The 5,360-nt window shown below is 68.0% G+C and carries 6 protein-coding genes; 1 reads left to right on the top strand and 5 read right to left on the bottom strand.

Going from position 1 to position 5,360, the window contains the following annotated elements; all coding sequences use genetic code 11:
• Nucleotides 1–142: 142 nt before the first annotated feature.
• The 5 genes from Mterra_RS18395 to Mterra_RS18375 all read right to left on the bottom strand — a co-directional run bounded on the left by Mterra_RS18395 (nt 143) and on the right by Mterra_RS18375 (nt 4,619).
• Nucleotides 143–1,252: an acyltransferase family protein gene (locus Mterra_RS18395; protein WP_119316464.1), complete on the bottom strand. Its 1,110-nt coding sequence runs from the start codon at nt 1,250–1,252 to the stop codon at nt 143–145.
• A 152-nt stretch (nt 1,253–1,404) separates the two neighbouring features.
• Complete coding sequence (locus Mterra_RS18390; RefSeq protein ID WP_476727202.1) at nt 1,405–2,163, bottom strand: SGNH/GDSL hydrolase family protein; 759 nt, start codon at nt 2,161–2,163, stop codon at nt 1,405–1,407.
• 255 nt (nt 2,164–2,418) lie between these two features.
• Entirely contained in the window at nt 2,419–3,186 is a 768-nt protein-coding gene (locus Mterra_RS18385; protein WP_119316462.1) for a 2-phosphosulfolactate phosphatase, read from the bottom strand.
• Nucleotides 3,183–3,860, bottom strand: coding sequence for a ribulose-phosphate 3-epimerase (rpe, locus tag Mterra_RS18380; protein WP_119316461.1), 678 nt, complete (start codon nt 3,858–3,860; stop codon nt 3,183–3,185). The genes Mterra_RS18385 and rpe overlap by 4 nt, the downstream gene beginning before the upstream one ends.
• A gap of 81 nt (nt 3,861–3,941) precedes the next feature.
• Nucleotides 3,942–4,619: a Crp/Fnr family transcriptional regulator gene (locus tag Mterra_RS18375; protein WP_027892984.1), complete on the bottom strand. Its 678-nt coding sequence runs from the start codon at nt 4,617–4,619 to the stop codon at nt 3,942–3,944.
• 89 nt (nt 4,620–4,708) lie between these two features.
• Here Mterra_RS18375 and Mterra_RS18370 point away from each other — a divergent pair, with 89 nt between their 5' ends.
• A complete protein-coding gene (locus Mterra_RS18370) occupies nt 4,709–5,335 on the top strand; it encodes an ABC transporter ATP-binding protein (RefSeq protein WP_245971688.1) in 627 nt (208 codons plus the stop codon).
• Nucleotides 5,336–5,360 lie beyond the last annotated feature (25 nt).

The raw sequence follows: 5,360 nt of genomic DNA, 5'->3' as shown, positions 1-5,360 counted from the left end.
CTCCCTCCCCGCGCGCGGGGAGGGAATATCCCCCCCTGCCCCCCTTGTTAAGGGGGGTGAAGAAAGGGCGTTTTGCGTCTTGCGTTTAGCGTTTGGCGTTCGGCTATCGGCTATGGGCGCTCGGCGTCCGACCCTCGACCCCCTACCCCCCACCCACGATCCACGCCAGCCGCGTCCGCCGGATCTGCTGCGTGATCCACAGGCTGATGCCGTAGACCAGCACGAACCAGCTAAACCAGATGGCGATGCGCACGAGCGGGTTGGGGACGTAGTCGGGCACGCGGTCGAAGAAGGTGAAGCTGCGGTCGAGGCCCAGGGCGAACAGCGCGAGGGTGATGGCCGACTTGCCCAGGGTGTTGATGAGCACCTGAACCAGGTGGATGCCGTAGCTGTCCTTGCGCACGTCCACGAAGGAGGGGGCCAGCCGCCAGGGGAGCTTGAGGATGACGAGCAGGCAGATGAGGGCGTAGATCTGGTTGCTGATCCTCAGGCCGTCGTAGGGGTTGAGCGAGCCGAGGTGGATCAGCAGCCGGGCCTCGGCGGTCGCCAGAATGAGCCCGAGCGTCGTCGCGGCTAAAACTTTCCACCAGGGCAGGGCCAGCACCCAGGCCTGGACGCGCTCGAGGTTGCGGTACAGCCACAGGCCCAGCCACATGTAGAACAGGAAGCCGAAGAAGGCGAAGGAGTGGATGGGGGTGAACCACTGGTAGTACTGGTTGACCCCGTAGACCACGCTCGCCCCCAGGGCGGCGGCGGGAAACCAGGGCTTCCACCAGTGCTGGCGCAGCAGCAGCATGACGGCGAGGGAGAACAGCAGCACCGGGATGTACCAGAAGGCGGTGAAGAAGGTGGTGTGCCAGATCTCGAGGGGAATGTCGATGAGGCGGAACTTGCCCAGCGAGATCAGTCGGGCGAAGGTGATGCTCAGCAGGATCGCCAGCCACACGAGGTAGGGCTTGCCGATGCGGTTGACCCGGTCGCGGTAGTACTCGAGCACCCGGAATTGCGGCTTCTGCATCTTCGAGGCCATGAGGAAGGCGGTGATGACGAAGAAGGTCAGGATGCCGAAGCCCCGCAGGGCGACGATGGCGCTCTCGAGCAGCGAGGGCGTGGGGTCTACCTCGAACCAGTTGGTGTGCAACAGGACGATGCAGACGATCGAGAGGAAGCGCGCGTTGTCGACGAATAAGTAACCCTCGGTCCTCTGGGGATGTGCAGGAACGGAGCGGCTGCCGGCGAAGCTCTTCTGCATGGGGTCTCCAGGGTCGGCAATAAAACAGCGGGGCACTGACTGTCCAGGCGTAAGTTTATGGGTTGGGCCGTTACCGAGATGTTACCCGGAAGTCGCGCCGGAATTCGGCCCACGAGGCGGGCTCGTGGGCGGGGTACGGCGAGGGGCGAGGGTCAGGGCATGGCCTGCAACAGGCCTTTGACGTAGCTCGCCATGCAGGCGTAGGTGAAGTCGCTGGGGTGGAAGTGGTCGTCGGCCAGGAGCCGGGTGAAGGGCAGGCGTAACTCGTTAACGAGGTGCTTCATGATGGTGTAACGCGGCACCAGCGGGACCCCGGTGGCGTCGGCGATCTCGGCCAGGGCTTCCTGGTAGCGGCGGTAGCGCTCGCTCTGCGCGGCCTCCGGGAAGAACTGGCCGTCCATGAGGATCACCTCGATGCCCCGCTCGCGCAGGGTGGTGAGGGCGAAGGTGACGCTGCGCTTGAAGGCCGGCAGGTCGGTGCGGTTGACGGCGTCGTTGGTGCCGGTCTGCCAGATGACCAGGTCCGGCTTGAGGGCGAGGACTTCTTGCTCGAGCCGCACGACCAACTGCTGGTTGACCTGCCCGCCCTGGCCCTTGTTGATTACGGTCACGGAGCTGGAAGGGAAGGCCTGTTTGAGCAGGTCCTGCAACACCGCGGGGAAGGCGGTTTTGGGGGAGGAGGCCCCTACGCCCTCGGTGCTCGAGGTGCCGACGGCTACGATGGTGACGGGCTGCCCGGCGCGCAGCTTGTTCACGGTGTTGCGGATCTGACGGCCGGGGGGGTTGGGGAACTTGCCGTACTCACAAAGCGTGATGGGATTCGGTTCGCCCTGGGGCTGGGCGAGCGACGGCCCCGGCCATGCCACAAACGCGGCGAGCCCCGCGAGTAAATAAGCACCAAATCGTGGCATGACAGGAAAAAGCTTAACCCGGAATTGGAACAGCGCATGTGACGTGGCGCAGAAACAAAATGAGTGGGGCACCCGGTCCCGGCCCATCTTCACCTCCCAGCGTCGGTGCGACAAAATGCCCGGCGATACCCAAAGCCTAGACCACGGGCGCAACGCAAGCGCAACGGGGGTGGCGGGGTGACTTCCCCGGGCACGGGCCAAGGCGCGGCTCGTGACCAGGGCCGGTTTTAACCACCTGCTGCAGGCCGATCGTTTTTAGCCCTCGCTCGAGGCTGCCCCGGCCCGTTGGGGTTGGTAGCGCCGGAAGATCAGGGCCTCGCCGACGCGGCCCTCGAGCACGGGAACCGCCGGGGAGGCGGCGATCCGGGCGCAGAAGGGGACGTCGGCCTCGAGGCCCACGCGCTGGAGGCTCTTGGCGGCGAGGGAGAGGCTGAGGGGCTCGAGGGGGTCGGGGTAGGTGCGGCGGGTGGCGAGGGCGATGAGGGTGCCGTCCTGGAGGTCGTAGCTGCCCATGAGCTGGATGAACTCGGCGAGCACCCCGGCGGTGTAGGTGTCGTCGAGGCCGACCCTGCCCCCGGCCCCGGCGCACAGGATCGCCACCTCCTCGGTGGCGAGGTCGTTGGCGAGGCGGGCGGCGGCGTGGGCGTTGTAGAGCGAGGCCAGCAGGACGTGCTTGGCGGTGGCGGCGGCCAAGTGGGCGGCGCGGGTGCCGTTGGTGGTCGCCATCACCACCGTCTTGCCGGTAACGGGGGCCTCCAGGGCTTCGCGCGGGCTGTTGCCGTAGTCGAAGCCCGCGGGCGTAAGGCCCCCCTCCTCCCCGGCGATCACCACGTCGTGGTCTTTGAAGGCGCGGGCCTGCTCGAGGCCGGCACTGACGTAGATGGCGCTGGCGCCGGCCTCGAGGAAGGCCGCGGCGGTGGTGGTGGCGCGGATGACGTCCACCACCAGCACCACGTCGGGGTAGGCGAGGCCGGGCTGGGGGAGCAGGTCCACCCGCAGGCGCTTGGGCGTCGAGGCGTTCACAGCCCCTCCCGCAGGGCCTGGAGGTTGTGGGCCACGCTGGCCTTGCCGTTGAACACGCTCGAGCCCGCCACCAGCACCTGCGCCCCGGCCTCGGCGCACTGCCGGGCGGTCTCGCGGTTGATGCCCCCGTCCACCTCGATCAAGCAGGCGGGGTTCATCTCGTCGGCCATCTGGCGCAGCAGGCGCAGCCGGGGGAGGCTGCCCGCGATGAAGCTCTGGCCGCCGAAACCCGGGTTGACCGTCATGAGCAGGGCGACGTCGAGGTCGGGGAGCAGGGGCTTGAAGAAGCCCAGCGGCGTGCCCGGGTTGACCGCCAGCCCGGCCTTGAGGCCGAGCTCGCGGATACGCTGGACGGCGCGGTGGGCGTGGGGCGTGGCCTCGGCGTGGACGGTGAGGTGGTCGGCGCCGGCGCGGGCGAAGTCCTCGAGGTAGCGCTCGGGCTCGACGATCATCAGGTGCACGTCGAGGGGGACGCGGGCGACGCGCTTGAGGGCTTCGACCACCACCAGGCCCATGCTGATGTTGGGCACGAAGCGGCCGTCCATCACGTCAACGTGGATCCAGTCGGCTCCGGCGTCCTCGGCCTCGCGCACCTGCTCGCCCAGCCGGGCGAAGTCGGCGGCGAGGATGCTGGGGGCGATGCGGATTCGCGGGGAGGTAGCAGGTTCGGGCATAGGGCGATCGGTCGCAAAGCGCAAACAGACCGGCTAAGGTCGGCTCAGTCTACGGGGTTCGTGCGGTTGTGGCTGGGTAATTTAGCGCAAGCCGAGCATGACCTCTTCGAGGCCGGAGGGGTCGAGCAGTTCCACCGAACCGCTGCCCAGCTTGACCAGCTCCTCGTCGCGCAGGGCGTGCAGCACGCGCGTGACGGTCTCGCGGCTGGTGCCGGAGAGCTGGGCGAGCTCCATGTGGGTCAGGCGCAGCTTGTTGCCGCCGTTGTAAAGCTGGCGGCTGAGCTTGATCAGGGCGTAGGCCACCCGCCCCCGGGCCTCCTCGAAGGAGAGGACCTCGAGCTCGAGGTCGGCCTCGCGCAGGCGCTTGGCGAGGATCACCGCCAGGTTGTGCAGGATCTCGGGGTAGCGGCGCACCAAGCTCCAGTAGCCGTCCTGGTAGAGCACCAGAAGCACCGCGTCCTCCACCACCTCGGCGCTGGCCGAGCGGGGCTGGTCGTCGAGGAGGCTCATCTCCCCGAACACCTCGCCGGGGCCCAAGTAGGCGAACATGCGCTCGCGCCCGTCGAAGTAGGTGCGGTAGATGCGCACCTTGCCGCTTTGCACCACGTACAAGGCCGCCCCCAGGTCGCCGGCCTCGAAGATCAGTTTGCCTGCGGGGTAGCTGCGGGCCACGAAGGCCTCGCGGGCCACCTGGAGGGCCGCTTCAGGGACCCCCTGAAACAGCGGCGTCTGGGCTAGCGCTTGGGTGTCGGTGAGCATTGGCCTTAATCTATAGGCTGAGGTCATCGTTTGCCAAGCGCGAAGGCGCCGACGATGAAGCCGAACCCTCCCGTCAGGAGCCGTCCGTGGTGCTCGACGTCGTAGACCTGAGCTATTCCTACCCCGAAGTCCGACTCTTCGACCGCCTCACCTTCTCCCTGGGCCCCGGCGACGCCCTGGCGCTGCTGGGCCCCTCGGGCAGCGGCAAGACCACGCTGCTGCACCTCGTAGCCGGGCTGCTGCGCATCCAGGGGGGCGAGGTGCGCTGGGAAGGCCGCCCCATCGCCCCGCTGAGCGAGGAGGAACTGGCCCGCCTGCGGCTTTCCTACCTGGGCCTGGTGTTCCAGCACCACTACCTCCTGGCCGAGCTCACCGCCCTCGAGAACGTCCTCGTCACCGGCTACCTCGCGGGCGATGTGGACCGGGAGTGGGGCCTCGAGCTGCTGCGCAAGGTGGGCCTCGAGGCCCGCGCCCACCTCCTCCCCAAGGCCCTCTCCGGCGGCGAACGCCAGCGCGTGGCCCTGGCCCGCGCCCTCTACAAACGCCCCAAGCTCCTCCTCGCCGACGAACCCACCGGCTCCCTCGACGCCCGCAACGCCGAGCGCATGGTCGAGCTGATGAAAAGCCTCTGCCGCGACCTGGGCACCGCCCTGCTCATCGCCACCCACGACGAGCACCTGGTCACAGACCTGCCGGAATTGCGGCTGGGGGGGTAGCAGCGGGGGAAAGGGTGTATGGGGG

The organism is Calidithermus terrae, from assembly GCF_003574345.1.
GTDB lineage: Bacteria > Deinococcota > Deinococci > Deinococcales > Thermaceae > Calidithermus > Calidithermus chliarophilus.
This window is presented reverse-complemented; position numbering and strand designations above follow the sequence as displayed.